The organism is Lysinibacillus sp. RU7 (genome assembly GCF_057837305.1).
Genome location: NZ_JBYQFK010000023.1, coordinates 51475 through 76282, shown reverse-complemented (window position 1 = coordinate 76282; position 24808 = coordinate 51475). Strand labels below are relative to the sequence as shown.

At 40.0% G+C, this 24808-nt stretch carries 19 protein-coding genes, 1 pseudogene and 1 riboswitch; of the genes and pseudogenes, 19 read left to right on the top strand and 1 reads right to left on the bottom strand.

From position 1 onward, the window contains the following. Positions 1-514 precede the first annotated feature (514 nt). The 8 genes from AC3II9_RS16095 (at position 515) to AC3II9_RS16060 (ending at position 8503) form a co-directional block, all read left to right on the top strand. Positions 515-961 (top strand): YndM family protein, encoded by a 447-nt coding sequence (locus AC3II9_RS16095; protein WP_489157052.1) that lies wholly within the window; start codon positions 515-517, stop codon positions 959-961. Positions 962-1126: 165 nt separating this feature from the next. Next, positions 1127-1897 (top strand): DUF2935 domain-containing protein, encoded by a 771-nt coding sequence (locus AC3II9_RS16090; RefSeq protein WP_489157060.1) that lies wholly within the window; start codon positions 1127-1129, stop codon positions 1895-1897. 300 nt (positions 1898-2197) lie between these two features. Continuing rightward, positions 2198-2659, top strand: a complete 462-nt coding sequence (locus AC3II9_RS16085) for a DUF2243 domain-containing protein (RefSeq protein WP_489157051.1) — start codon at positions 2198-2200, stop codon at positions 2657-2659. After that, positions 2656-3462 (top strand): cytochrome c oxidase assembly protein, encoded by an 807-nt coding sequence (locus tag AC3II9_RS16080; protein ID WP_489157049.1) that lies wholly within the window; start codon positions 2656-2658, stop codon positions 3460-3462. Before AC3II9_RS16085 ends, AC3II9_RS16080 begins: the two co-directional genes overlap by 4 nt. 126 nt (positions 3463-3588) lie before the next feature. Beyond that, entirely contained in the window at positions 3589-4929 is a 1341-nt protein-coding gene (locus tag AC3II9_RS16075) for an AAA family ATPase (protein WP_489157047.1), read from the top strand. Continuing rightward, a complete protein-coding gene (locus tag AC3II9_RS16070; RefSeq protein ID WP_489157045.1) occupies positions 4926-5663 on the top strand; it encodes a hypothetical protein in 738 nt (245 codons plus the stop codon). Before AC3II9_RS16075 ends, AC3II9_RS16070 begins: the two co-directional genes overlap by 4 nt. Positions 5664-5750: 87 nt before the next feature. After that, a complete protein-coding gene (locus AC3II9_RS16065) occupies positions 5751-7040 on the top strand; it encodes a LysM peptidoglycan-binding domain-containing protein (RefSeq protein ID WP_489157044.1) in 1290 nt (429 codons plus the stop codon). Between the two features lie 110 nt (positions 7041-7150). Then, on the top strand, positions 7151-8503 hold the full coding sequence (locus AC3II9_RS16060; RefSeq protein ID WP_489157042.1) for an S-layer homology domain-containing protein: 1353 nt from the start codon (positions 7151-7153) through the stop codon (positions 8501-8503). A gap of 115 nt (positions 8504-8618) precedes the next feature. Here the strand turns inward: AC3II9_RS16060 and AC3II9_RS16055 are convergent, their stop codons facing one another. Beyond that, complete coding sequence (locus tag AC3II9_RS16055) at positions 8619-9365, bottom strand: alpha/beta hydrolase (protein ID WP_489157041.1); 747 nt, start codon at positions 9363-9365, stop codon at positions 8619-8621. 219 nt (positions 9366-9584) lie between these two features. Here AC3II9_RS16055 and AC3II9_RS16050 point away from each other — a divergent pair, with 219 nt between their 5' ends. The 11 genes and pseudogenes from AC3II9_RS16050 to desA all read left to right on the top strand — a co-directional run bounded on the left by AC3II9_RS16050 (position 9585) and on the right by desA (position 24729). After that, positions 9585-10472: a LysR family transcriptional regulator gene (locus AC3II9_RS16050; RefSeq protein WP_391375153.1), complete on the top strand. Its 888-nt coding sequence runs from the start codon at positions 9585-9587 to the stop codon at positions 10470-10472. After that, positions 10472-11314 carry a tetratricopeptide repeat protein gene (locus AC3II9_RS16045; RefSeq protein ID WP_489157040.1) on the top strand — a complete coding sequence of 281 codons (843 nt, stop codon included), beginning with the start codon at positions 10472-10474 and terminating at the stop codon, positions 11312-11314. The genes AC3II9_RS16050 and AC3II9_RS16045 overlap by 1 nt, the downstream gene beginning before the upstream one ends. 338 nt (positions 11315-11652) lie before the next feature. Next, entirely contained in the window at positions 11653-12135 is a 483-nt protein-coding gene (locus AC3II9_RS16040; protein ID WP_489157039.1) for a hypothetical protein, read from the top strand. A gap of 271 nt (positions 12136-12406) precedes the next feature. Further along, positions 12407-12925: pseudogene (locus AC3II9_RS16035) on the top strand (protoglobin domain-containing protein); the annotation flags it as partial. A gap of 72 nt (positions 12926-12997) precedes the next feature. Next, the gene (locus AC3II9_RS16030; RefSeq protein ID WP_489157058.1) at positions 12998-13699 is read left to right on the top strand and encodes a methyl-accepting chemotaxis protein; all 702 of its coding nucleotides are present in this window, start codon (positions 12998-13000) and stop codon (positions 13697-13699) included. Between the two features lie 119 nt (positions 13700-13818). Continuing rightward, positions 13819-15201, top strand: coding sequence for a protoporphyrinogen oxidase (gene hemG, locus AC3II9_RS16025; protein ID WP_489157038.1), 1383 nt, complete (start codon positions 13819-13821; stop codon positions 15199-15201). Positions 15202-15298: 97 nt separating this feature from the next. Next, positions 15299-15397, top strand: a riboswitch (SAM riboswitch). A gap of 103 nt (positions 15398-15500) precedes the next feature. Beyond that, complete coding sequence (locus AC3II9_RS16020) at positions 15501-17345, top strand: bifunctional homocysteine S-methyltransferase/methylenetetrahydrofolate reductase (RefSeq protein ID WP_489157037.1); 1845 nt, start codon at positions 15501-15503, stop codon at positions 17343-17345. Further along, a complete protein-coding gene (gene metH / locus AC3II9_RS16015; protein WP_489157036.1) occupies positions 17338-20763 on the top strand; it encodes a methionine synthase in 3426 nt (1141 codons plus the stop codon). Before AC3II9_RS16020 ends, metH begins: the two co-directional genes overlap by 8 nt. A gap of 93 nt (positions 20764-20856) precedes the next feature. Further along, complete coding sequence (locus tag AC3II9_RS16010) at positions 20857-21342, top strand: GNAT family N-acetyltransferase (protein ID WP_489157056.1); 486 nt, start codon at positions 20857-20859, stop codon at positions 21340-21342. 87 nt (positions 21343-21429) lie between these two features. Beyond that, positions 21430-23547: a bifunctional diguanylate cyclase/phosphodiesterase gene (locus tag AC3II9_RS16005; protein ID WP_489157034.1), complete on the top strand. Its 2118-nt coding sequence runs from the start codon at positions 21430-21432 to the stop codon at positions 23545-23547. A 138-nt stretch (positions 23548-23685) separates the two neighbouring features. Next, positions 23686-24729 carry a Delta(5) desaturase DesA gene (gene desA / locus AC3II9_RS16000; RefSeq protein WP_489157032.1) on the top strand — a complete coding sequence of 348 codons (1044 nt, stop codon included), beginning with the start codon at positions 23686-23688 and terminating at the stop codon, positions 24727-24729. Positions 24730-24808: the final 79 nt, after the last annotated feature.

The window sequence follows — 24808 nt, the reverse complement described above, 5'->3', positions numbered from 1 at the left end:
AGCGTCTTTAGACGTGGGCCAGTAACCCAGCGTTTCACGCGCAGAGCAAACCACCAGTTATACTGGTGGTTTTGATTCTAGTTTGTGTTCATGTCGGGGTTTTAGTTTTTGCTCCTTAAAGGGGTCTCGTAAATTGCACTAGTTATTAGAAAGCCGTAAAAATTACATTTCAACACTTCTTTTTGTAAAGTCGAGTTACTGACAATGAACATACAAAGCAATAACCACTTCTCATCAGTATAAAAAGATGGGAAGTGGTTTTTTGTATGCTAAAACTTAAGGGATAAATCGGCTTAAAATTTTCTACTGTGGCTGGTTAAAAAGCTATCGTATCCGAGCAAAAAGTCGCTGCATCCGGTCAATCATATGGAGGCTAACTTTTAAAGTCAATCGTTATGCGGGAACATTAAAATGCACATATATGGATGTACTATTTACAGAGTAATACTAAAGCGTATGAAGCACTTAGAATGGGAGAGTCTATACATAAAGAACAATCGAAGGGGAGAGACTCGTGAAGTATATTACAGCTTTTTTCGTGAAATTTGTCATGACTACAGCGGTATTATGGATAGTGTTAGGCTTGTTTTTTAATATTTCGTTTCGTGATATTTTAGTGACAAGTATTGTATTAACTGCTATTGGATTTGTTGGAGACGTCTATTTATTACCACGAACAACGAATACATTAACAGCAATTGCCGACTTTGGTCTTGCTTTTTTTGTAGTATGGATTATGGTGATGTACTTATTCAATGAAACCTATTTAGAAGGTACGGTCATTGCTGCTTTTATGGCATCACTTGTTGTTGTAGGTGGTGAGGCCTTTTATCATAATTATTTTAGAAACCAAGTCATTAAAAATGACGATACAGATCAACATTATGCAAGAAATCACAATCTACAAACGGAATTTGCTGAGGAATTTGATCGTGATTTAGATAAGGATATAAAAAAGTGAAATGTCAAGCAGTGGGAGATGGCGCTCTTAGCCAGCGTCACCAGTCCCTTGTTTTCCTTGAACCAATCGGGCGCATCAATAGGTCAAACGGAAAAATAACTAATAAAATGATTCAGTATAACATACAGTGTTGGGAATTATATGGATAAGGGGATGTGTATATAGCTGGAAAATTACTTGAGTAGTGCGATTTCCGAACATCGATTTTGGCTCCATATATTAGCTGATCATTCTCGGTTTATTCATGATTCACTCTACCCTTCTGAACAGGAGGATATTGCAAAAGCTACTCATTTTATTCAGCAATTTGATCAACTATTAAATCAAGTAAAGGCACTTAACGAAACAAATAGTATTGCTTTTGCACATACTGCGGAGGAAGCAGTCAAACAATTAAAAGCATTCAAACTATCCATTATTACACGCCACCTAGCTGGGAACATGAAAATCCACCTTCCGCCTTCTTCCATCAACCATATGGTTAATGAATTAGAAGAATATGAACGCCTATTAACCTATTTAAAGCAAGGGAAAATTCCTCCGCTATTTCATGAATTACATCATCATTTGCTGTGGCTTTTGGATGCTTCGGGTCATGCAGGTGCCATTAATGACCGGATGGATGCTGTGGAAAAAAGGTTAAAGGAGAAAAGCGCTACCTTTACGAAACACTTTGATCAATTTTATTTAAAAGCTGTTGAGTTAACAGGTTTTTTGCGTACAAATGTAAGTAAATTCCCCGCATTACACAGATTCAATCGGGATGTGGAGATTGAAATTAAATTATTTAAAACCTTTTTGAAAGAGCTAGAAGAGATGGAGCTAAGCGCAGAAGCTTTAGGAACATTTACTGTATCAATGGCGGATCATATGGCAAGGGAAGAGCACTATTATTTAACTAAAGTAGCACAATCGACTAGTACAGGGAGTAAGTAATCGATTCAAAATGTTATTCATAACCTATCGTAATCAACATCTCTCAAGGGAAACCTTGAGAGGTGTTTTTTTATTGCGGATTATTCGCTGTATAGTGTCTATTAATCAAAAAAGGTATGGAACTTAATAGATTTAGAAATAATGAGCGTATCACCAAAATTAGGTTGTAGATGGGCGAGTAAAAACGAAAATCAATGAACTTGTTATAAAGCTGTTAAGCACGAAAGGGAAACATCGCTCAACATATAAAAATCATTTACGGTGGATAGACAACATAAAGATTGTGAGGGGGATTGGCAGTTGGAACAGATAAAGAAGATTGAATCACTGAACTTTTGGTCGGGTATTTTATTTGGCTTAGGTTTAGTGGCATTTATTGATGAAACAGTATTTCACCAGCTTTTAAATTGGCATCATTTTTATGATAAATCAACAAAATCCATAGGGCTTATATCAGATGGTTTGTTTCATGCGTTTAGTTGGTTTGCGACAGTAGCTTCACTTTTTATGGTTGCACATTTACGCAGAAGTAGTGCTTGGCAGAGAAAGCGTTGGTTTGGCGCTTCGCAGCTTGGCGCGGGCACATTTCAGCTGTATGACGGCATTATTCAGCACAAAATATTTAGATTACATCAAATTCGTTATCATGTAGAGATTTTTTATTATGACCTTGTATGGAATGTACTTGCGGTTATCATGATTATCGTTGGTCTCGTCATATTAAAACAAGTGAAAAATCAAAAGGTGGTGCATGCAATATGATGCTTTTACATATACACCACCCACCGTATCAGTCAGTCAGCATAGCAGGCGGTGCATTCATCTTTTTAGTGTTAGCTACTTTATATATCGTCACTGTTTTTTTAAACTATGTGAAAAAACGTTCCTGGTCACTTTATCGCATCCTATTTTGGGTAGGCGGTGTATTGGCTATTACGTTTTCCATCGCTGGACCATTGGCAGAAAAAGCGCATTATAGCTTTGTAGCGCATATGTATACACATTTACTATTAGGGATGGTAGGTCCGTTATTCATCGTACTCGCAAAGCCAATGCTTCTAATATTAAGAACATTACCTGTATCACTTGCACGGGTATTGACGCAATTTTTAAAGAGTGCACCTGCACGCTTTATTAGCCATCCAGTGACAGCCACGATTTTAAATATTGGCGGTCTGTGGGTTCTGTATACAACGGATCTATATGTATGGATGCATACGTCGTTACTTGTTTTTATCCTTGTACATGTGCACATTTTCCTAGCGGGTTATGTATTTACGACAACGCTTATTTCTGTGGATTTCTCCCCACATAAAGCACCTTTTCACCTACGTGCCGTTGTACTTATAGTAGCGATTGCCGGACATAATATTTTAGCGAAATGGATTTATGCGAATCCACCATCTTCAGTAGAGCGATTACAAGCGGAGGAAGGTGGCGTATTCATGTATTACGCTGGGGGAATAGTTGAAATCATCTTAATTATTCTTTTATGTTATGAGTATTATAAGACGGTTAAACCTATTCATCTACAAAACAGTAAACTATCACATACGTCCCTATAAAATAAATTGAACGTATGTACGTCTATGTTTGCTAAGTAGACAGTGTAAGGAATAATTAAACAAGGAAAAGTTAATTTTTCTATATAAATTGACTATAATAAGCAAAAAAGTTGATTGGGTGTTTGTATGGAGACAATTGTCAAAGTAGAGCGTATTGTAATCGAAAACTTAAAAAATGTCGCGTTTGGGGAAATCCAACTGCATGTCGATTTTAAACAGATGAGAAAAGCGAACGTAATGGGATTGTACGGACAAAATGGTTCTGGCAAGACGACGGTTGTCAATGCGTTTGAGCTGCTTAAAATATTACTGTCGAGTGCGGTAACCGAAGAGAAGTTACCGCCTATATCGAAGCATTTAATTCATATTGAAGCAGAACGAGCAAAATTAACATTCGATTTTCTCGTGCGCAATCAATGCGGGGAATTTTTTGTCCAATATCATGTGGAGTTAGTGCGCGGAGTGAACAGACTGTACCCGGTTGTCGAGGAGTTACATTACCGTGAAAATGCGCCGAGAAAGCGCATGAAACTGCTCGCGAAGAAAGACGGGCAACATATCCAAATTCGTATGCAAACAGTAGAAGAAATGAAACAACAAGATAAAATAGCGGTCATGGTAACGAACCAATTGTCTGAGAGAGAAAGTACTTCTTTTCTTTTCCATAAAGAGCTACAGCCGATGTTGGAAAGCTATTTAAAGGAAGTGGAGTGGCAGCTCATTCAAAGCTTAACACAGGACTTTAACCGTGATTTGTATGTCATTAATAATGAAAATATCGGTTTTGTTATGACGAAATATTTGATGCCATTTAGTGTTTACTTAGAACAGTCACGCGGCATGATTCCATACAATTTATCGGAGCCTGCGCTATTACCGAAGCCATTGTATGACACACTCTGTCAGGTCATTGAACAAATTAACTATGTGCTGTCGGCTGTTATTCCAGGATTAAAAGTGGAAGTGCGCGAAATAGCAACGCAACTTTTAGATAATGGCGAACAAGGGGTACGATTTGAATTTTTATCGAATCGAAACGGGCGTGTGTTGCCACTGCGAACAGAGTCAGAAGGTATTTTAAAAATTATTGCTGTACTAAGCGCTCTTGCCGCTGCTTATAATAAGCCAAATGCTTGTATTGTTATCGATGAGCTAGATTCGGGTGTATTCGAGTATTTATTAGGTGAATTATTAAAAATCATTGCAGAAGCCGGGCAAGGACAGTTATTTTTCACATCCCATAATTTACGCTTACTGGAAGTGTTGACGACTAAAGATTTATGGTTCACAACGTCCAATGAGCAGAGACGATACATTCAGTTAAAAGGAGTGAAAACACTTCATAATACACGTGATGTGTACTTACGTGCGATTCAGCTAGGCGGACAAGACGAGTGCGTTTATGAAGACACGAAATCATTCCATATTAAGAAAGCTTTTTGGAAAGCGAGGAGGGGTGAAGAGTGAAAAAAGTCATTTTAATTATTGTGGAAGGACAGACAGAGGAAGCGATTTTTTACGATTATTTGCAAGAGCGCTTTACGGATATAGAAGTGAGAATTCATGTACAAGCGGGAGATGTGTTGTCGGATTTACGAAATAAGAAAAATATTAAAAAAGTAGTCGGACAGTTAATCAGAAACTACTTGGAGAAATATCGTTTTTTACCGAATGATGTGTTAGCAGTACTTCATTTTACGGATACAGATGGTTGCTTTGTTGTAGATGATCAAGTCGTTGTGGATAGCACGGCGGAAAAGAATTTGTTTTATGATGAGGAAAGCATTGTTGTATCGGATGACAATAAAAAGCAGATGATTCAACAGCGAAATGAACAAAAGGCGCAAAATATTCGTATTTTGTTTGCAGATCATCATTTTTCGATTAGATCCATTAAAATTCCGTATCAGCTGTATTATTTTTCAACGAACTTAGACCATGTATTGTGGGACGAGCGCAATACGAAGGGCTATGAAAAGCTCGATAAAGTGGATCAATTTTTAGAGCAATTCCATGCGAATATTGATCAGTTTTTATGGCAATTTGTAGAGGGCAAGCAAGAAGGCCTATACACAGATAAATATAAGCACTCCTGGGAGTATATTATGGAAAGTAATCACTCCTTAAGCCGCAAAACGAATATGCCGTTCCTTTTAGAAATGATTGATTCCCTATCATCCGAACCCTTTTCCTCAAATTGAGCGGAGAGGGTTTTTATGATTTAAAATCCAAGAACATGGAATGTACATGTTCTGGATGGCATATTGTAGTCGAAGAGGGGGAAGTGTATGCAAATTCATGTTGTACAACCGGGGCAGTCACTCTATGGTATCGCTCAGGCATATCGTACGACAGCCCAGGCGATTGCACAGGCAAATGAATTGCGGAATCCGAATCAACTTGTTGTGGGACAGGCGCTTGTCATACCGATATATGGCAGCTTTTATTGGGTGCAACCGGGAGATAGTCTATATCGCATTGCGCAACGTTTCGGCTTAGAAGTCAATACGTTAGCGCAAATCAATCGGCTTAATGTAAATGCGCCTTTAGCGATTGGCATACAATTATATATTCCACCACGTCCTAAAACAGAAATAGAGGCACTCGCATTTTTAGAACCACGTGGCGATGAAATCAGTGCGCTATTACTCCAACAAGCAATGGATGCCAGCAGAAATCTCACGTATTTAAGTTTATTTAGCTTAGAAGCAAAGCGAGATGGCAGTCTTCGTACACCACCGAGCAATGGCATAGAAAATATTGTGGAAACGACAGGTGCTGCCGTGATGTTAGTTGTGACAAATTTAGAGGCAGGGCAGTTTAGTGGGGATTTAGTAAGTGATATTTTACAAAGCACGGCTGTCCAAGAGTTGATGTTAGAAAATATTATTTCATACGCAGAACAGTTGGGCGGAGTAAAAGCTGTCATGTTTGATTTGGAGCATATACCAGGCGATCAACGGACGGCGTATAATCAGTTTTTACAAAGAGCGGTTGAGCAGCTTCATGAGGTAAACCTTGTTGTGTGCGTAGCGCTAGCGCCGAAAACACGTGCAGATCAACCAGGTGAGTGGTTTGTTGCACATGATTATAAAGCGGTAGGGCAAATAGTCGATTTTGTGATGCTAATGACGTATGAATGGGGCTATTCAGCTGGTCCGCCGCTCCCTGTATCACCGATTAAAGAAGTAGAGCGTGTATTAAATTATGCCGTGACGGAAATGCCACCAAATAAAATTGTCATGGGCCAAAATTTATACGGCTATGATTGGACATTGCCATTTGTGCCAGGAGGGGCCTATGCACGCGCCGTTAGCCCACAAGCCGCGATTCAACTTGCGGTCCGCTATAATGCAAGTATTCAATATGATACGACAGCCCAGGCGCCGTTTATTGAATATGTAGATGATGAAGGAAAAGAGCATATCGTCTGGTTTGAAGATGCTCGATCGATCCAGGCAAAATTTCTGCTTTTAAAAGAGTTCAAGCTGCGCGGGATCGGTTACTGGAAGCTCGGCTTATCATTCCCACAAAATTGGCTACTGCTTGAGGAGTATTTTACTATCAAGAAAGTTTAAAAATGAAGAGGCTGACCAACTGAGTTAGCCTTTATTTTTTTATTTATGCAGGAAAAACTTGTGCTTTTATATAATACTAGATTAGTAATCTTATTAAAGGAGGCGTTAGTTTGCGCGTAGTAAAATGGGTAGCAATCTTACTATTAACATTTCAACTAGTAGTGAGTCCAGCAGCAGCTATGACGGGCAATAAAGGGGAGCCAGCACATTATGTGGCATTGGGTGACTCACTTGCAGCAGGGATAATTGAAACAGGTGAAATTGGACAAGGGTATGCGGATTATTTAGCACAAATGTTAGAGGAAGAGAACTTACTGGCATCGTATAATAAAGGATTTGCTTTTCCTCGTTATACGACAGATGATGTGTTGAAAGAGCTAAAATCAGATGTAGTCAAACCTTCTTCTGAAACAGCCGAGCAAGTATCGCTGTTAGATGAAGTGAAAAAAGCGGATGTAATTACGATTAGTATTGGTGCAAATGATGTGTTAAAAAATTTAACACGCAATGAAGCCGGCGAAATGCAATTTGATGTACAACAAGTGACGCAAGCCATTGAGCGAGCAGTGGCCAATTATGACGCGATTTTAAAGCGGATTGCACAGTTAAATCCGACAGCAGATGTATTTGTGATGGGGTATTATAATCCATTCCCGTATGTAGAAGATGCGACGAAGCAATTAAACCTACTTGTGATGATGATGGATACAGCGATTCAGCAAGTAGCCGAAGTAAACGACATGTATTTTGTCAAAGTGGCAGATGTGGTAGCATCGAATGTTAAAGCGTATTTACCGAATCCACAAAATATCCATTTAAGCGAGGCCGGATATGAGGTAGTGGCGGAACAATTTGCCGAGCCGGTACTTGAATATATTAGGCTAATGCCGCTACCAGAAGTATTACCTGATTTTACGGATATTCCACGAGATAATTGGGCATATCCTTATGCTGTGGATGTAGCGAAATACGGCTTAATGAAAGGGTATAGCAATGGTGCATTTAAGCCGAATGATTCGTTAACACGTGTGCAAATTACGTCTATTTTAGCTCGTGCTTTACAATTAGAAGCAACGGCAGCTGTACCATTTCAAGACATGACAACGTATGCGATCGAGACGCAATCGGAAGTGGCGGCAGCATATGAAGCGGAAATTGTTAAAGGAGTAGGGTCATTATTTAAGCCGAGTGAAAAAATTACACGTGCTGAGGTGGCGATGATGATGCACCGAGCATATATTCATATCACAGGGGAACAATATGAACCAACACAAGTAGCGCCGTTTACAGATATTGAGACGTATAATGATGAATATAAACAGGCGATTACGTTCTTATATGATTTTGACATTGCGACGGGTGTAGGGAACACAGGGAAATTTAATCCGGCAGGTTATTTAACGCGCGCGCAAGCAGCGAAAATTATTGTGAACTTCTACGAAGCGGTTGTTTTAGAAGATTAAAATAAGCGGCGAGGAAAGATGGGGAATCTTCCTCGTCGCTTATTTTCACGGATAGAAATCCGCCTAATATATATAGCAGAAGGGGTATTCTGCTGGGGATAATGAAGTTATATACTTATTCCTTCCATTTTAAACCTTCAAAGAAGCGATAAACTTCTTCAAATACTAAATCGCGTTCTTGACCTAATGTTAAAATGTGACCAGAATTGATAAATGTTTTAACCGATTTAATACGTGATTTGACAGAGCTGTAAATCAAATCTGCACTTTCACAATAATAGTCATCATCTTGTAAACCGCGTAAAATATGTACCGGTATTTGGATAGTGTCTAATTTGCTACTCGTATCATTAATCATTCCTTGTAAATAGTCAAGTGAAGGCATTCGAACTAAATCCGCAACGCGTTCTGGTTGATCTTCAGCTGGGTTGTAAGTACCTGCTAGTTTTTTGTAATTAATAGCATACTCCACGATGCGCTGTTGTAAGCTTTCAGGACTTTTAGCGATTGCTGGTGCAGACATTGTGACAATTGCTTTCGTTGGACGTTCAACACCAAGCTTTAATGAGAAAATACCACCAAGTGATACACCGGCAACGGCAATTTCTTCATAGCCTAAGTTACGTAAAGTATCGTAACCTTCAATTACGCTATCCCACCATTCAGTTGGGTTTGTTTGAATTAATGTTTTTGGATCGACGCCATGCCCTTTATAAAGTGGTGCATGTACTGTATAGTTGCGATCTGTTAAATATCGACCAAGACGCTTTACATCGTTTGTATTACCAGTAAAGCCGTGTAATAGTAGTACAGCGCGTTTACCAGCCTCAAATGTAAATGGTTTCGGTGGAATGATTTTCATTTTAATACAGACTCCTTTTAAATACGTGATAAAATGTGTTTGTTTGATGTAAGGAAATGTGACAATCAATCGAAAATTCAGAAAAAACAGTTGTAATTTTTAAAAAAATTTGATATGAATTCATTTCTTTATTGCTATTATAGTAGTATAAATACATAAGTACAATTTATTATTTCTATTATTTCAATAACATTTAGTTATAAATAAAAGGAGCCCGTTATGGAGATTCAGCAGTTGCAATATTTTAAAACAGTGGCGCAGTTGCAGCATATGACACGTGCTGCCGAGAAGCTAAGTATTTCACAGCCTGCACTAAGTAAATCGATCTCAAATATTGAACAAGAGCTTGGTGTGCCGCTTTTTGATCGGCAAGGGCGTTCGATTTATTTAAATCGTTACGGAGAACTGTTTTTAGAAAGCGTGGAAGTTATTTTAGCGGAATATGCAAAAGTAATGCAGGAATTTGGCGATATTACAAAACCAGGACATGGTGAAGTAGCTTTTGGTTTTATTCATACGCTAGGAATGGAAGTTGTGCCAGAGTTAATGGCCGTTGTAGCGGACGTATACCCGAATATGGAATTTTCATTAACACAAGCAACGTCATTGAATTTATTGAAGCGTCTGGAAGAAGGGGCAATTGATTTGTGCTTATCGCAAGAAATTGAGTCGAAGTTGATTGATATTGAGTGGGTGGAATTATGGAGTGAGGAATTGTATGTCATCGTTCCTGCTGGGCATCCACTAGCGAGTAAAGATAGGATTGCATTGCACGAAATTAAAGATGAGCCTTTCATTTCTATAAAAAGAGGAAACTCCCTTCGCCAATTTATTGATAAGCGCTTAAAAGAAGCCGGAGTTGTGGCAAAGACGACGTTTTCGGGAGAGGAAATGCACACATTAGCTGGATTTGTAGGAGCGGGGTTAGGTGTATCCATTATTCCGAATATTAAAGGGCTTGAGAATTATAACATTAAGAAAATTTCGGTCAGTTATCCGAGTTGTGTGCGGAAAATTGGACTTGCTTGGGCAAAGGGACGTTATTTGTCACCGGCAGCGAATGAATTTAAAGAGTTTTTAATTGAGTACTTTAGAGGAGAATCGTGATGGATGAGCAATCAATATTTCAATTAGCGGGTAAGGAATCGTATGAAACGTTTTTAAAGGCGTTAGCAGAAGATGTGCCATCAATGTATGCTGTGGCGATGGTGCTGAAAGAGAAAGAATGGGCGAAAGAAGCGGTTTCTTGGCTGACAAAGGCTGCGAATCAGCACTATGCACCCGCACAATATGAATTAGCGAACTGCTATTACGCAGGCGATGGGGTACAAGTCAATGAGCAGAAGGCGTTTGAGTTGTATACGTGTGCCGCAACGCAAGGTCATGCTGATGCGGCAAATAATTTAGCGGATATGTATTTCAATGGTGAATCCGTTGAGGTGAACGAAGAACAAGCATTTTACTGGTTCACGTATGCAGCAGAAAAAGGCATAGTAGAAGCGATGTTTACATTAGGGATCATGCATGAGCAAGGGCTTGGTACACAAGTAGATGAAGCCCGTGCCTATCGTTATTATGAACAATCCGCGCTAGCAGGCTATGATGATGCACAGTATCGCATGGGCTGTATTTACTTAGACGGCTTACTTGGAAAAGCGCAAGACGGACAACAAGCGTTGACATGGTTTGAAGCGGCAGCGGAGCAGTTTCATATTGATGCGATTTATAATTTAGGGTATTTATATGAAAAGGGAATCGCTGTCACACAAGATGGCCATAAGGCGATTTCGTATTATAAGCAGGCAGCGCTACTCGGGGATTACCAAGCAAAGGTAAACTTAGCGTATATGTATGAAACAGGCGAGTGTGTACCAGTTAGTGTCGAAGAGGCGACAAAGTGGCATAAAGCGGCTCAAATACAACTAGAAGAAGCACGCCAGGAATGGTAGGAGAATAGACAAAGCAGTACAACAAAGACTCAGGTTGAATGGATAAAGAAGCGTCTCATTATAAGGTTCAATACCAAAATATGTTCTGGATTAAAAAAGAGAGATAGATTTAAAAGCACATGCAGTGAAGAGCGGCGACTCCTGCGGGATGAGCTTGAGCTGAAAGCCCCGCAGGAACGTAGTGACAAGGAGATTGAAGCCAAGCCCGCGGAAAGTGTCCGCTCGTAGCGAAATGTGCGGTCAAGTATATATTTTAGTGAAGCGTCTCATATAACACATAAAAAAACTTTTCAGGTAGAATGATAAGTAGGAAATTATAACAAAGAGGTGATGTTGTAATGGCAAATGCATCCTCAGAAACGACTATCCATCAGATAGAGCATATTAGCGCATTACGTGGGATTTTACAGGAACAACAACAAGATGTAGCAGAGTTAAGTGCAATGATGAAGCGATTTGAATCGTATAAAGATGTCGGTATGGATTTGATTGGGGCAAAGAAATATACAGAAAAAGTAGTAGAAATTCAAGATGCTCAACATAATCGGTTTCGTAAGTTAGATGAAATCATCTTCCATCATCGAAAAGAACTAAAGAACGAAGAAACGACGTATAGTACGCTGTTGACTTATGGAAAGGAAGTACGGAAGTTAGAGGCTGGTTTACGCACATTGCGATTATTTACACAGGATGTGATTGATATGCTTGTGCAAAATAGTACGGTCATGAATCGAGCAGACGATCGAATCGCTTATTTTGAAAAACGTGTAGCTACTTTAGAAGTTGAGATACAGCAATGGATAGAGAAATTGGCGCCTTAAAAATTTTTAAGGTGCCAATTTTTGTTCTTTCGTCTATTTGTGTCGCATATACAGTATTGTTTATGTCGTTAGGTATAGGTCTAAAGTATTCATGTGGCACTTTTTGGAAATTAAAAATGAATAATAGTTCTTTCTGTAGATTTATATAGGACAAATTGACGGGAGACTAATTCCTTAATTTGGAGTATAAATAAAATTTCCGCTTGTATCAGCGCATAAACATAGTAATCTTTAAAGGGGTAATTTAAAAAAGTGAAAGAAGCGTGATTCAATGTTTTTTAAAAAGACATTACATCAAGAACGCATCAACATCGATTTATTTCAAGTGAAAATTCAAATAGACAAACATCCGAAACTAAAACAACAACTGACTATGTTAAATTTAACGGACGTGGATTTAAAATATTTATGTGCCTTTCAACCGTATGTTGAAAAAAATATTAATGAAATTGTGAATCGTTTTTATGATGTGCTCGGAATGAATCCTGGTCTCATTAAAATTATTGATGACCATAGTACAGTTGAACGGTTAAAAATAACGTTGAAAAAGCACATATATGAAATGTTTTGTGGTGTCATCGATGAAACGTTTTTCCACAAGCGTGAGCGTATTGCACGTGTACATGTGCATATCGGCTTACCGACACAAAGCTATATTGCAGCCTTTCAAACGTTGAATCTGTCTTTTATGGAATATATAAAACAATACATCCCGCATACGGAAGATCAGTTTCAAACGTTATTAGCTGTTTCGAAAATCTTGAATTTGGAGCAACAGCTTGTATTAGAAGCATTTGAAGCGTACGTAGAAGAATCCAAAAATGCGGTAAATAACCAAAAAGCAGCAGTAGGTCATGCGATTGTGGAATCGGCAGAAAGTTTAGCGGACATTGCGCAACAAACCAATGCCTCCTATCAACAGTTAAATGTGCAAACAGAAGAACTCGTAGCCTATGCAAAGCGTACAAATGAAATTTCATGTGCAACAGAACGGCAAGCAATTGAAGGAAAAGACCAAATGCATGCCCAATCCGCGAATATGATGACGATTGCTTCCTCTGTCGATGAAGTAGCACGTGATGTGCATCGTTTAACGGATATGACAAAGCAAATGGAAAACATCATGGCGATTGTCACAAATATCGCAAATCAGACGAATCTGTTAGCGCTGAATGCCTCGATTGAAGCGGCGCGTGCAGGGGAGGCTGGCAAAGGGTTTGCCGTCGTGGCCAATGAAGTGCGAAAATTGGCAGAGCAAACGAAATGTTCTATTGATACAGTAGGGAATTTATTGAACGATACAAATGAACGGACGGAAAAATTGGAGCGTTCTCTAGCACGAATTCAGCAAGACGTTCAATTTGGTGAGGAAGACATGCGACAAACAGAGCAAAAATTTGCGCATATTTTATGTTCCATGAGTGACACGAAAACCCAAAATGGTTTAATTGAGCAAAAAATTCAAGACCTTTGCAGTGTCATTAGTCAACTTTCGATTGCTTTTGATGCGGTCACGAACTCCGCCGATAAACTAGTCTATATTTCACAAGAACTAAATGAATAAAGTATTCTCCGCTATTTGGGGAATACTTTTCTTTATTTTGTAATACAAAGTCCCGTTATTTGCTCTCGAAAAGGTTTATACTGTATGTAGGATATTTCTACCGTATAGGAGAGGTCAATATGAAGACGATAGTAGTTGTTGGGGGCGGCATTACAGGGTTATGCACGATGCATTATGTGAAACGCCAAATGAAAGAAAAAAACATAGAAGCGAAGTTAGTTTTGATTGAGCGCAATGAATACTTAGGTGGTAAAATTCATTCCACGCACGAGGATGGTTTCATTATGGAAACCGGCGCTGATTCTATGGTCGCACGTCATCCAGGTGTGTTGGAGTTAGTTCGTGAGTTAGGGTTTGAATCAGAGCTTGTCTACAATGAGACAGGCGTTTCCTATATTCATACAAATAATGAACTGCACGCGATTCCAGCAGGTTCTACGTTCGGCATTCCGATGAGTATCGAATCCTTGCAAGCAAGTACGCTAATTTCAGATGAAGCGAAGCAACGTGTATTACAAGATGCAACGATGCCGAATACAACGTTTACGAAGGAAAGCTCGATTGGGGCGTTTCTTGAACACTTCTTAGGAGAGGAAATTGTACGGAAGCAAATTGCTCCTGTACTTGCCGGTGTGTATTCAGGGGACTTATATCAACTTTCCCTTGCTTCGACATTACCGTATTTAGTCGACTATAAAAATGAGTACGGCAGTATTATGAAAGGTTTTGAAGCAAACCGTGAGCAGTTTGAAAAGGCGGCCAATAAAAAATTCATTTCATTCCGCAATGGGCTATCGGCCATCATCGATCGGTTAGAAGAAAGTTTACCTGACGTAACATTTATGAAAAAGGCCGAAGTGCATAGCGTAACGAAAATGGGCGACCAATATGAAATGGTCGTAGGAGAAGAAACGATTGTAGCGGATATTGTGGTATTAGCTGTGCCGAATGAAACGGTACGTGAAGTGCTGAAGGATGAAGCGTTGCAAGTGAGCTTGAATAAATTTACAACTGCTTCTGCCATTACACTGTATGTCGGTTTTGATGTACCAGATAGCATATTACCGGCAGATGGAACAGGTTTTATCGTCTCACATAATAGCGATTTAGTATGTGATGCTTCTACTTGGACGAGTCGCAAATGGAAGCATACATCGGCTGACGGGAATTTGCTCGTACGTTTATTTTATAAAAATGTGAATCCACGCTATGCAGAACTCGCAGCAATGACCGATGATGAACTTGTAGCGGTAGCACGGAAGGATATTGCACTCAGTCTCGGTATTCAGGATGAGCCAACTGTTGTTAAGGTAACAAAGTGGATCGATCAAATGCCACGCTATGATTTAGCGCATCATGACGCCTTATCGGTTGTCGTGGCAGATTTAGCGAAGCGCTATCCCAATGTACTGCTTGCGGGTTGCTCTTATTTTGGCGTAGGGATCGGTGCGTGCATTCAAAACGGGAAGCACACAGCCGAGCAGATTGTCGCTATTTTATAAGAAATAATGCATGAAAACGTTTACTATCGCAAAACGTCTTGACGTTCGTTTCATATAACGTTATGATTCTTTTAATTATTGACAAAATTCATATATTTTCTTATCGAGAGAAGCGGAGGGACTGGCCCAATGAAGCTTCAGCAACCAACAATAGTCAGGTGCTAAATCCAGTCGGCAAATGCCGTAAAGATGAGAAGGAATGACGATTTTATAGCCTTCTTATACAAAGAAGGCTTTTTATTTTAGAAAAAAATAACTGAAAAATTGTGCAATTCAGTATAGGGAAAAGAGGGGCATAGATGGGGTTACTTGAAGCTTTACAGACGCGTGTATTAACGGCAGATGGCGCGATTGGGACACTGCTTTATTCATATGGGTTAGATTATTGCCATGAGGAAATGAATGTTACAAGACCCGAAATAGTAGAGAAAATTCATGAGCAATACATTGAAGCGGGAGCAGATATTATTCAAACGAATACGTACGGAGCTAATGCGATTAAATTAGCGCGTTACGGCTATGAAGGTCGTGTGCAAGAGTTTAATGAAGCAGCAGTGGCAATCGCTAAAAAAGCAGCTGAAGGTAAAGCCGTCTTTGTACTCGGAACAATTGGTGGTATTCGTGGTATTCGTAAAAGTGATGCGACATTAGCAGAAATTGTGACGGCTATCGACGAACAGGCAAAGGTGTTACTCGCTGGTGGGGTCGATGGTATTTTACTGGAGACATTTTATGATTACGAAGAAATCCAAGCAGCTGTTCAAACGGTTCGTGCCTTAACAGACTTGCCGATCATTGCTCAAGTATCAATGCATGAGCCAGGTATTTTACAGGGGGGCATTGCACTGGGGGATGCACTTAGTCAGCTGGAAGCACTAGGAGCAGATATTGTTGGTAGTAATTGTCGTTTAGGACCATTCCATACGATTCAAGCATTTGAAAAAGTGAATTTACCGGAAAGAGCTTATTTGTCTGCTTATCCAAATGCCTCGCTACTAGATGTTGAAGATGGCCGTGTCGTGTATGAATCAGAGGCTGATTATTTTGCACGGGCAGCAGAAGAGCTAGTGAAGCAAGGGGTACGTTTAATCGGTGGTTGTTGTGGCACAACGCCAAAGCATATCGAGGCGACGAAAAAACGTTTAGCCAATAGCCAGCCCATTACAGAAAAAGCGAAAAAGCCTGGGACAGTGGAATTTGTTCGTTCACCAGAGCCACGTCAGTATGAACCGCTTCATATGAAAGCAAAACGTGAACGTTCTGTGATTGTAGAGCTAGATACACCGCGTCACCTTGAAATCGAAGGGTTTGTGAAAGGGGCAAAAGCACTTTACGAAAACGGAGCAGATGTCATTATGATGGCGGATAACTCACTCGCTTCACCGCGTATTAGTAACATCGCCATGTCCGCTATTTTGCAAAATGAAGGGGTACGTGTTCTCCCACATTTAACGTGTCGTGACCGTAACTTAATTGGCTTACAGTCACATTTAATGGGGCTTGATGCACTGCAGCTACATGATCTTTTAGTCATTACAGGTGATCCGACAAAGGTAGGGGATTTCCCAGGGGCAACAAGTGTATATGATGTGTCATCGATGGAGCTGATGGCACTCATTAAACAGTTAAATGAAGGGATTTCATTTTCAGGCAAGCCACTTCGTAAAAAAGCTAACTTCTCGGTTGCGGGTGCCTTTAATCCGAATGTGCGTGTCGTAGCACGTGCTGTAGACCGCTTGGAGAAAAAGCTGGAGCATGGCTGTGATTACTTTATTTCGCAACCCGTGTATTCAAAGGAAAAAATAATTGAAACTTATGAAGCGACGAAGCATTTAGAGGCACCCGTTTATATTGGCATTATGCCAGTGACAAGCTTTAGAAGTGCAGAATTTTTACATCATGAAGTGCCGGGCATTAAGCTGTCGGATGACGTGCTAGCGCGTATGGAAGCGTGCGGGGAAGATAAAGAAAAGGCGACGGCAGAAGGTGTAGCCATCGCGAAAGAACTATTAGATACAGCATGTCAATATTTCAATGGTATTTATTTAATTACGCCATTTTTACGATACGATATGACACTTCAATTGTTGGATTATGTCAAAGAGCTAGATGCAAAAAGAGAAGGAGCACAAGTAAATGCGTAACCACCCGATTTATGAACAACTAGAAAAGCGAATCCTCATTATTGATGGTGCGATGGGGACGATGCTACAAAATGAAAACTTAACACCGGAAGATTTTGGCGGCGAAGAATTAGATGGCTGTAACGAAAACTTAGTCCTTACACGTCCGGATGTGTTAAAAAAGATTCACCGTGCTTATTTAGAAGCCGGTTCGGATATTATTTGTACGAATACATTTGGTGGGACACCACTTGTATTAAATGAATATGATTTAGGCCATAAAGCGGATGAAATTAATATTCGTGCGGTCGAATTAGCGAAGGAAGCGGTAGCGGAGTTTTCCACACCAGAGTGGCCACGTTTTGTTGCGGGGGCAATGGGACCGACGACGAAAACCTTATCGGTTACAGGCGGTATTACATTTGAAGAGCTAGAGGAAAACTTTTATCAGCAGGCGCGAGCACTTGTCCAAGCAGGATCTGATTTAATTTTACTGGAGACGAGTCAGGATATGCTGAACGTAAAAGCGGCAACGATTGCGATGCAGCGCGCGTTTGATGAGCTGGGTGTCGAGTTACCCGTGATGATTTCTGGCACAATTGAGCCGATGGGGACAACGCTTGCTGGTCAGTCGATTGAGGCATTTTACATTTCGATTGAGCATATTAAGCCGTTATCAGTTGGTTTAAACTGTGCGACAGGTCCAGAATTTATGACGGATCATATTCGTTCCTTATCGGATTTAGCGACAAGTTATGTTAGTTGTTATCCAAATGCAGGGCTTCCAGACGAGGAAGGTTGCTATCATGAAACGCCAGATTCGTTATCGAAAAAGCTACGCGGCTTTGCTGAAAAAGGCTGGCTCAATATTGTAGGTGGTTGCTGTGGTACGACACCAGCACATATTGCCGCGATTCGCGAGGCAGTGGAAGGGTATGCTCCGCGTCAGATGCCTGAAAAGGCGCATGGTCACGCTGTTTCAGGGATTGAGCCATTACAATATGATGATTCGATGCGTCCGTTATTTATTGGGGAACGTACAAACGTGATTGGCTCACGGAAATTTAAGCAATTAATCATTGATGGCAAATTCGAGGAAGCGGCAGAAATTGCCCGTGCACAAGTGAAAAACGGAGCACACGTAGTGGATATTTGTTTAGCGAATCCAGACCGTGATGAAGTAGAGGATATGAAACACTTCATGCCGGAAGTCGTCAAAAAGGTAAAAGTACCAATCGTCATTGACTCAACGGATGAAAAAGTAATGGAAGAGGCGCTAAAATTCTGCCAAGGGAAAGCGATTATTAACTCCATTAACTTAGAGGACGGCGAAGAGCGTTTTGATGCCGTGATGCCGCTTGTGAAAAAGTACGGGGCTTCGGTCGTTGTCGGTACAATTGATGAAATTGGTATGGCTGTAACACGTGAGAAAAAATTAGAGGTAGCGAAACGTTCACATGATTTATTGACACAAAAATGGGGCATTTCACCGGAGGATATTATTTTTGACCCACTCATGTTCCCAGTTGGTACAGGGGATGAACAATATATCGGTGCTGCGGAAGAGACAATTGAAGGCATTCGTCTCATTAAGGAGCAACTACCGGGTGTGTTAACGGTACTAGGTGTAAGTAATATTTCATTTGGTTTACCGCCAGTTGGTCGTGAAGTATTAAATGCAGTGTATTTATACCACTGTACACAAGCGGGCTTAGACTATGCCATCGTGAATACAGAAAAGCTAGAGCGTTATGCATCGATTCCAGAAGAGGAAATCAAGCTAGCGAATGATTTAATCTTCCGTACTAACGATGAAACATTAGCTGCCTTTACAGAATTTTATCGGGACAAAAAGAAGGAAAAAACAGCAGCGAGCCTACCTGAAACAGTGGAAGGGCGTTTAGCTTACTATATTTTAGAAGGTACAAAAGAAGGGTTAATTGATGACTTAGATCAAGCACTTGAGCTATTTGACTCACCGCTTGATATTATTAACGGACCTTTAATGGACGGGATGGCGGAAGTTGGGCGTTTATTTAATACAAACCAACTTATCGTTGCCGAAGTATTGCAATCAGCAGGGGTGATGAAAGCTGCCGTTGCACATCTGGAGCAATTTATGGAGAAAAACGATGAATCCGCAAGCAAAGGAAAAATGGTCCTGGCAACAGTTAAAGGGGACGTACATGATATCGGCAAAAACTTAGTAGATATCATTTTATCGAACAATGGCTTTAAAGTAGTAGACTTAGGCATTAAAGTAACACCGGCTGAACTAATTGAAGCGATTCGTCGTGAGGAACCAGACTTTGTCGGATTATCAGGCTTGCTTGTAAAATCTGCACAGCAAATGGTATTAACAGCACAAGACTTTAAAGAGGCGGGGATTGATGTGCCAATTATGGTCGGTGGTGCTGCGCTTTCACGTCGCTTTACGGAAACAAAAATTGCGCCAAATTATGATGGTCCTGTCATTTATTCGAAAGATGCGATGGAAGGCTTAGATGTGGCGAATCGTTTAATGAATCCGCAAGAGCGTCCAAAGCTAGAACAGGAGCTAAGAGCGTCGATTGAAAAACGCGCGGAAGCCGATAGCAAGCGTGCAGAGCGTCCAGTGGCAGTAGCAGAAAAACCAGTGCGCACAATCGCGGATGCACCTGTATTTACACCGAAAGATTTAGTGCGTCACGTGAAGCGTGATTATGCAGTATCACATTTATATCCATATGTGAATATGCGTACATTAATCGGGCATCATCTTGGCTTTAAGGCAAATGTTGAAAAGGCGATTGCGGAAGGCGAAGAGCGCGCGGTGCAATTAAAAGAGCTTGTTGATAGTTATTTAAACGACGAAACATTAAAGCCATCAGGAATGTATCAATTCTTTAAAGCACAAGCAGACGGGGATGATGTCGTTGTTTATGCGGAAGACGGCGTCACAGAAATCGAACGCTTCACATTCCCGCGCCAGTCCAAAGCACCGTTCCTATGTTTAGCGGACTTCCTAAAAACGAAAGAATCGGGCGAGATGGACTATATTGCTTTAATGGTCGTCACAGCAGGTCGCGGCGTATCAGCTGCTGCACGTGAATTGAAAGATGCTGGTAAGTTCCTAGAAAGTCATGCGCTACAAGCGACAGCATTAGAATTAGCGGAAGGCTTTGCAGAACGTATTCACCAAGAAATTCGTGACCAATGGGGCTTCCCGGACGGTGTGGATTTCACAATGCGCGATCGTTTTGCAGCGAAATATCAAGGCCAACGCTTCAGCTTTGGTTACCCAGCATGTCCAAACTTAGAAGACCAAGAAAAATTATTTAAGGTATTAAAACCAGAAGATATCGGTGTTAACTTAACAGAAGGCTTTATGATGGAACCAGAAGCGAGCGTATCCGCCATCGTCTTCGCCCATCCAGATGCACGATATTTTAATGTATAATGAAATGAAATAGAGCTCCTGCCTTTGCAGGGGCTTTTTTAGATAAATGTTATATGTTTGCACAAATGAGTGAAATGTAAGGAGAGAAATATGATGATTCGTAAGGCAACAAGAGAAGATGTAGCGCAAATTTTAGCGATTTTTAATTACAACATTGTGCATAGTACAGCAATTTACTTATATGAGGAACAAACGTTGGAGGCGCGCCTTGCATGGTTTGATGCCAAAGTGCAAGCGGGTGAGCCGGTGCTTGTTTATGAAGTAGACGGGTGTGTGGCGGGCTATGCCACATATGGAAAGTTCCGTCCGCAAGCGGCTTATCAATATACAATTGAACATTCTATTTACGTTCATGAAGATTTTCAACGAATGGGTATCGCGAAACAATTAATGCACCGTTTAATTGAAGAAGCGAAAGCAGATAACTACCGCACGATGATTGCCTGTATCGATGCGGACAATGAAGGCAGTATTCGCATGCATGAAAAGTTTGGCTTTACACACGGTGGCATGTTGAAAGAGGTAGGCTACAAATTTGGTAAATGGTTGGATTTATGTTTAATGCAGTTAAAATTGTGAAAAAAATAGAAAAATGTGTGCTTCCTTTTATTTCCGATGATATGATAAACATAGAATAGAAACGGAAATAGAGAGGAGGGGTGCAAATTGAATCGAGCAGAAGAAAAAGCGTTTATGTGGCGACATATACGGAATTTTTTGATTGTGAGTGTCGTATGTTTATTCCTGTTTTTGAATTATCCCATCATCTATCCAATAGTAGGGGAAAGCAATTTAGCCTCCTTAACGATCATGATTCAAATGTTTATGCTTGTCGCCATTGTGTCAGTAGGAATTCAAATTTGGTTCTCAACACGTTTTAATTTAGACAATAAAAATGTGCATATGGGTGCTTTATTTTTTACGATTGGCTTATTTCAAGTCGCGCATATTATTTCATTTGCAGGTATGCCCAATTATCTTTATTACAATTATGGTGAATTTTCTATATTATTCGATTTAATTATTCGTAATTTATTGCCTCTTGGCATGATCGTCATTTCTTTTATGCCTGCTAAGGATATTACAATGCGCTATAGAAGAATGGTGTTTGCAGCTTCCATTACGATTGCACTAGCTTTTATTGTCGGGTGCTTTTCGTATGTAGCGAGCATTCATACATTATTTGCTCAGTTTAATTTAAAGGTGATTTTACAAACAACAGCGCTAACGCTTCAAGTTATATTGCTATGCCTTTTAATAAAAGATGTGAGAATGCTGCATAGAAAAAGCTTCTTTTTTTCTATTGGGACATTGTATTTTATGATGGGGAACGTATTGTTTACGTTATCGACTTCACATGCGGACGCTTATTATGTCGTAGGCGAGCTCATGCAAGTGTGCTCCTTTATCACGTTATTTTATGCGATTTATTACTCGTCGGTAGAACGTCCATATAAAGATTTAGCACTGTCTGAAATGCGTATGCAAAAAATGGCGTATTACGATGAGGTAGTCGGCTTACCTAATCAGCGCTATTTAGAAGAGAAATTAGAAAAAGAATTGCCTAGAGCAAAAAAACAGCAGGCGATTTTACTCATTGAAGTAGAACGGCTCGATGCGATTAAAATTTCATTAGGGCAAGAGTCTACAAACGAACTAATGTGTTCCTTAGCAGATCGTTTTCAACGAGCCTTAACAGGACAACAAGAGCTGATGAAATTCGGGAAAAATCAGTTCGTCATTTATGTGCAACATTTTCAGCAAGAAGAGGTGGAACGTATTTGTGAACGCATGCGTCGAAGTTTGGAACCGCCTATTCAGATTAAGCATTATTCATTGCGCATGAAATTTCATACAGGAGTAGCCATCTATCCAAATGATGCCAATCATCCAGAAGGCCTTATTCAGTGTGCGCATTTAGCGTTAAATAAGGCGAAGTGTTCTATGGTAGGTTATCCGCAATTTTATACAGCTGATATGGAGATGAAAAATCGGGAACAAATCCAGTTAGAACATGATTTAGAGAAAGCATTATTAAACGAGGAGTTATTTTTAGAATACCAGCCACAATTGGATGTGAGGACACGAGAGATTTGTTCCGTTGAAGCACTTGTTCGTTGGCAACATCCAACGATGGGCAGAATCCCGCCGAATCGCTTTATTCCGATAGCTGAAGAGAGTGGACTCATCATTCCGATGGGATTAGCTATTTTGAAAATGGCTTGTAATGAAATGAAGCGTTGGCAGCAGCTGCATGAAAAACCCATTAAGTTAGCGGTGAATTTATCGCTGAGTCAGTTATACCAAGAAAATTTTATCGATGAGATACGGAAAGTCTTGGCGGAAACCCAATTTGATCCGCACTATTTACAGCTAGAGATTACAGAAAGTATGACATTTGAAGCCACACAACTCATATCTATTTTAAGTGAATTAAAAAAAATGGGGATCGGGATTGCCATTGATGATTTTGGGACAGGCTATTCGTCGCTTGCGTATTTAACTGATTTTCCGTTTGATTGCTTAAAGATTGACCGGTCATTTGTCAATAAAATTGGGATTTCTGCTAAAGGAGAGGCTATTGTTACAACGATTTTAACGATGGCGGAGCATTTGCATGTAGAAGTTGTGGCAGAAGGAATTGAAACACTGGAGCAGTTTAAGTATTTAGAGAAGGTTGGCTGTAATAAGATTCAAGGATATTATGTCGGTAAACCAATCCCGTTTCATCAATTTATGAACGATTATAAGAGCATTGTCACGCGTGCCTATTCTATTATTTGACATTTTACCCGCTATGTGGTGTAAAAAACCTATCAATATGACATTTGTCATATGAAAATTATGATGTTTGCGTCTAGTGGTCATACCAGTTTCTTTTTATTCTAGTATTAGCGAATGCAATGAAAGAAGGGAATAAATATGACTACTACAATGACAGACGCAGAGAAAACGAAAAAGCTGCGCAAAGATGTAGCGCCTTTTGCCAAGTCTGAAACGAATAAAAGTATTTTTCAAATAATTAATACACTGACACCATTATTAACTGCATGGGTACTAGGGTTTTATTTACTACAGTATTCTCCTTGGTTAACAGTGGCATGTAGTGTGGTAGCAGCCGGTTTTGTCGTGCGTACATTCATCATTTTCCATGACTGTACACATGGTTCATTTTTCAAAAGTAAAAAAGCAAATGATTCGATTGGCTTTATCACAGGGGTATTAACTTCCTTCCCGTATGAAAAGTGGAAACGTGAGCATACGATCCACCATGCGACAAGCTCGAACTTGGATAAGCGTGGCATCGGTGATATCGATATGTTAACAGTGGACGAATATATGGAAAAATCGAAATTAGGCCGCCTAGGATATCGTTTATACCGTAATCCACTTGTGATGTTTGGCTTAGGGCCACTTTTAATGGTACTAGTTTTAAATCGTATTAACCGTAGCGATGCAAAGAAAAAAGAGCGTATCAATACACATTTAACGACGTTAACAATGGTTGTTATTTTAGGCACACTTGCTTGGCTAACAAGCTTACAAGCTGTACTACTTGTATATGGTGTGACATTATTTATCGCCGGTTCATTAGGGATTTGGTTATTCTACATTCAGCATACGTACGAAGATTCATATTTCGAGTATGATACAGAATGGGATTATGTAAAAGCGGCTGTAGAAGGAAGCTCATATTATAAATTACCAAAACTATTACAATGGATTACAGGAAATATCGGTTTCCACCACGTGCACCACTTAGCGCCACGTGTACCAAACTATCATTTAGAGGAAGCGCATAAATCCATTCCGCCATTACAACAGGCGACGACAATTACGCTTTCGACAAGCTTAGAGTCGGTGCGTTACAAATTATATGACCCTGAAAACAAAAAGTTTGTGACATTTAAAGAGGCGGAAGCGATTATTCAATCTCGCCAAAAATCGTCATCAAAAGCTGCATAAGTTTCTCTTTACCAAAATGGTATGTCCGAAAAGACTTTCAGACATGCCATTTTGCTATAATAGAAGAAAAAGAAATGAG

Excerpts from the sequence above, each read along its gene's own strand:
- AC3II9_RS16080 (WP_489157049.1), top strand. The coding sequence starts at position 2,656 with ATGATGCTTTTACATATACACCACCCACCGTATCAGTCAGTCAGCATA.
- AC3II9_RS16075 (WP_489157047.1), top strand. The coding sequence starts at position 3,589 with ATGGAGACAATTGTCAAAGTAGAGCGTATTGTAATCGAAAACTTAAAA.
- AC3II9_RS16065 (WP_489157044.1), top strand. The coding sequence starts at position 5,751 with ATGCAAATTCATGTTGTACAACCGGGGCAGTCACTCTATGGTATCGCT.
- AC3II9_RS16055 (WP_489157041.1), bottom strand. The coding sequence starts at position 9,365 with ATGAAAATCATTCCACCGAAACCATTTACATTTGAGGCTGGTAAACGC.
- AC3II9_RS16050 (WP_391375153.1), top strand. The coding sequence starts at position 9,585 with ATGGAGATTCAGCAGTTGCAATATTTTAAAACAGTGGCGCAGTTGCAG.
- AC3II9_RS16045 (WP_489157040.1), top strand. The coding sequence starts at position 10,472 with ATGGATGAGCAATCAATATTTCAATTAGCGGGTAAGGAATCGTATGAA.
- AC3II9_RS16040 (WP_489157039.1), top strand. The coding sequence starts at position 11,653 with ATGGCAAATGCATCCTCAGAAACGACTATCCATCAGATAGAGCATATT.
- hemG (WP_489157038.1), top strand. The coding sequence starts at position 13,819 with ATGAAGACGATAGTAGTTGTTGGGGGCGGCATTACAGGGTTATGCACG.
- AC3II9_RS16020 (WP_489157037.1), top strand. The coding sequence starts at position 15,501 with ATGGGGTTACTTGAAGCTTTACAGACGCGTGTATTAACGGCAGATGGC.
- metH (WP_489157036.1), top strand. The coding sequence starts at position 17,338 with ATGCGTAACCACCCGATTTATGAACAACTAGAAAAGCGAATCCTCATT.
- AC3II9_RS16010 (WP_489157056.1), top strand. The coding sequence starts at position 20,857 with ATGATTCGTAAGGCAACAAGAGAAGATGTAGCGCAAATTTTAGCGATT.
- desA (WP_489157032.1), top strand. The coding sequence starts at position 23,686 with ATGACTACTACAATGACAGACGCAGAGAAAACGAAAAAGCTGCGCAAA.